This window comes from Streptomyces sp. NPDC020731, from assembly GCF_044334705.1.
Lineage (GTDB): Bacteria > Actinomycetota > Actinomycetes > Streptomycetales > Streptomycetaceae > Streptomyces.
The window spans coordinates 1-3,385 of record NZ_JBIRTN010000046.1; the positions used below are offsets into that span (position 1 = coordinate 1).

The 3,385-nt window shown below is 57.2% G+C and carries 2 rRNA genes; both read right to left on the reverse strand.

Annotated features, from left to right (window positions below):
- Window positions 1-117 (reverse strand): 5S ribosomal RNA (rrf, locus tag ACH4VX_RS35490).
- 89 nt (window positions 118-206) lie between these two features.
- Window positions 207-3,328: ribosomal RNA gene (locus ACH4VX_RS35495) — 23S ribosomal RNA — on the reverse strand.
- Window positions 3,329-3,385: the final 57 nt, after the last annotated feature.

The following is a 3,385-nucleotide window of genomic DNA, read 5'->3' on the forward strand; positions in this document are numbered from 1 at the left end:
GTTCGGCGGCGTCCTACTCTCCCACAGGGTCCCCCCTGCAGTACCATCGGCGCTGTAAGGCTTAGCTTCCGGGTTCGGAATGTAACCGGGCGTTTCCCCTACGCTATGACCACCGAAACACTATGAAACACTTCAACCGCACCACACCGTGACCGGGCATGGGGTTGTTCGTGGTTTCAGAACCAACACAGTGGACGCGAGCAACTGAGGACAAGCCCTCGGCCTATTAGTACCGGTCAACTCCACACCTTGCGGTGCTTCCATATCCGGCCTATCAACCCAGTCGTCTACTGGGAGCCTTACCCTCTCTAGGAGGTGGGAGTCCTCATCTCGAAGCAGGCTTCCCGCTTAGATGCTTTCAGCGGTTATCCCTCCCGAACGTAGCCAACCAGCCATGCCCTTGGCAGGACAACTGGCACACCAGAGGTTCGTCCGTCCCGGTCCTCTCGTACTAGGGACAGCCCTTCTCAAGACTCCTGCGCGCGCAGCGGATAGGGACCGAACTGTCTCACGACGTTCTAAACCCAGCTCGCGTACCGCTTTAATGGGCGAACAGCCCAACCCTTGGGACCGACTCCAGCCCCAGGATGCGACGAGCCGACATCGAGGTGCCAAACCATCCCGTCGATATGGACTCTTGGGGAAGATCAGCCTGTTATCCCCGGGGTACCTTTTATCCGTTGAGCGACGGCGCTTCCACAAGCCACCGCCGGATCACTAGTCCCGACTTTCGTCCCTGCTCGACCCGTCGGTCTCACAGTCAAGCTCCCTTGTGCACTTACACTCAACACCTGATTGCCAACCAGGCTGAGGGAACCTTTGGGCGCCTCCGTTACTCTTTAGGAGGCAACCGCCCCAGTTAAACTACCCATCAGACACTGTCCCTGATCCGGATCACGGACCCAGGTTAGACATCCAGCACGACCAGACTGGTATTTCAACGACGACTCCCCCTGAACTGGCGTCCAGAGTTCACAGTCTCCCAGCTATCCTACACAAGCCGAACCGAACACCAATATCAAACTGTAGTAAAGGTCCCGGGGTCTTTCCGTCCTGCTGCGCGAAACGAGCATCTTTACTCGTAGTGCAATTTCACCGGGCCTATGGTTGAGACAGTCGAGAAGTCGTTACGCCATTCGTGCAGGTCGGAACTTACCCGACAAGGAATTTCGCTACCTTAGGATGGTTATAGTTACCACCGCCGTTTACTGGCGCTTAAGTTCTCAGCTTCGCCACCCCGAAGAGTGACTAACCGGTCCCCTTAACGTTCCAGCACCGGGCAGGCGTCAGTCCGTATACATCGCCTTACGGCTTCGCACGGACCTGTGTTTTTAGTAAACAGTCGCTTCTCGCTGGTCTCTGCGGCCACCCCCAGCTCACCGAGTAAATCGGATCACCAGTGATGGCCCCCCTTCTCCCGAAGTTACGGGGGCATTTTGCCGAGTTCCTTAACCATAGTTCACCCGAACGCCTCGGTATTCTCTACCTGACCACCTGAGTCGGTTTAGGGTACGGGCCGCCATGAAACTCGCTAGAGGCTTTTCTCGACAGCATAGGATCATCCACTTCACCACAATCGGCTCGGCATCAGGTCTCAGACTATGTGCCAGACGGATTTACCTGCCTGACGTCCTACACCCTTACCCCGGGACAACCACCGCCCGGGATGGACTACCTTCCTGCGTCACCCCATCACTCACCTACTAACCGCTTGGGCCGGCGGCTCCACCACTTTCCTTTCCCCGAAGGGTCCGGAACGGCTTCACGGCCTTAGCATCACGATGCTCGATGTTTGACGCTTCACAGCGGGTACCGGAATATCAACCGGTTATCCATCGACTACGCCTGTCGGCCTCGCCTTAGGTCCCGACTTACCCTGGGCAGATCAGCTTGACCCAGGAACCCTTAGTCAATCGGCGCACACGTTTCTCACGTGTGTATCGCTACTCATGCCTGCATTCTCACTCGTGAACCGTCCACAACTGCCTTCCGGCGCTGCTTCACCCGGCACACGACGCTCCCCTACCCATCACAGCCGGCGTTGGCCGTATATGCTGCAATGACACGACTTCGGCGGTACGCTTGAGCCCCGCTACATTGTCGGCGCGGAATCACTAGACCAGTGAGCTATTACGCACTCTTTCAAGGGTGGCTGCTTCTAAGCCAACCTCCTGGTTGTCTGTGCGACTCCACATCCTTTCCCACTTAGCGTACGCTTAGGGGCCTTAGTCGATGCTCTGGGCTGTTTCCCTCTCGACCATGGAGCTTATCCCCCACAGTCTCACTGCCGCGCTCTCACTTACCGGCATTCGGAGTTTGGCTAAGGTCAGTAACCCGGTAGGGCCCATCGCCTATCCAGTGCTCTACCTCCGGCAAGAAACACACGACGCTGCACCTAAATGCATTTCGGGGAGAACCAGCTATCACGGAGTTTGATTGGCCTTTCACCCCTAACCACAGGTCATCCCCCAGGTTTTCAACCCTGGTGGGTTCGGTCCTCCACGAAGTCTTACCTCCGCTTCAACCTGCCCATGGCTAGATCACTCCGCTTCGGGTCTTGAGCGTGCTACTGAAGCGCCCTGTTCGGACTCGCTTTCGCTACGGCTTCCCCACCCGGGTTAACCTCGCAACACACCGCAAACTCGCAGGCTCATTCTTCAAAAGGCACGCAGTCACGACGCAAGGACAAGTCCTTGCGCGACGCTCCCACGGCTTGTAGGCACACGGTTTCAGGTACTATTTCACTCCGCTCCCGCGGTACTTTTCACCATTCCCTCACGGTACTATCCGCTATCGGTCACCAGGGAATATTTAGGCTTAACGGGTGGTCCCGCCAGATTCACACGGGATTTCTCGGGCCCCGTGCTACTTGGGTGTCTCTCAAACGAGCCGCTGATGTTTCGGCTACGGGGGTCTTACCCTCTACGCCGGACCTTTCGCATGTCCTTCGCCTACATCAACGGTTTCTGACTCGTCTCATGGCCGGCAGACCATGAAAGAGAGATCCCACAACCCCGTAAACGCAACCCCTGCCGGGTCTCACACGCCTACGGTTTGGCCTCATCCGGTTTCGCTCGCCACTACTCCCGGAATCACGGTTGTTTTCTCTTCCTGCGGGTACTGAGATGTTTCACTTCCCCGCGTTCCCTCCACTTGCCCTATGTGTTCAGGCAAGGGTGACAGCCCATGACGACTGCCGGGTTTCCCCATTCGGAAACCCCCGGATCAAAGCCTGGTTGACGACTCCCCGGGGACTATCGTGGCCTCCCACGTCCTTCATCGGTTCCTGGTGCCAAGGCATCCACCGTGCGCCCTTAAAAACTTGGCCACAGATGCTCGCGTCCACTGTGCAGTTCTCAAACAACGACCAACCACCCATCACCCT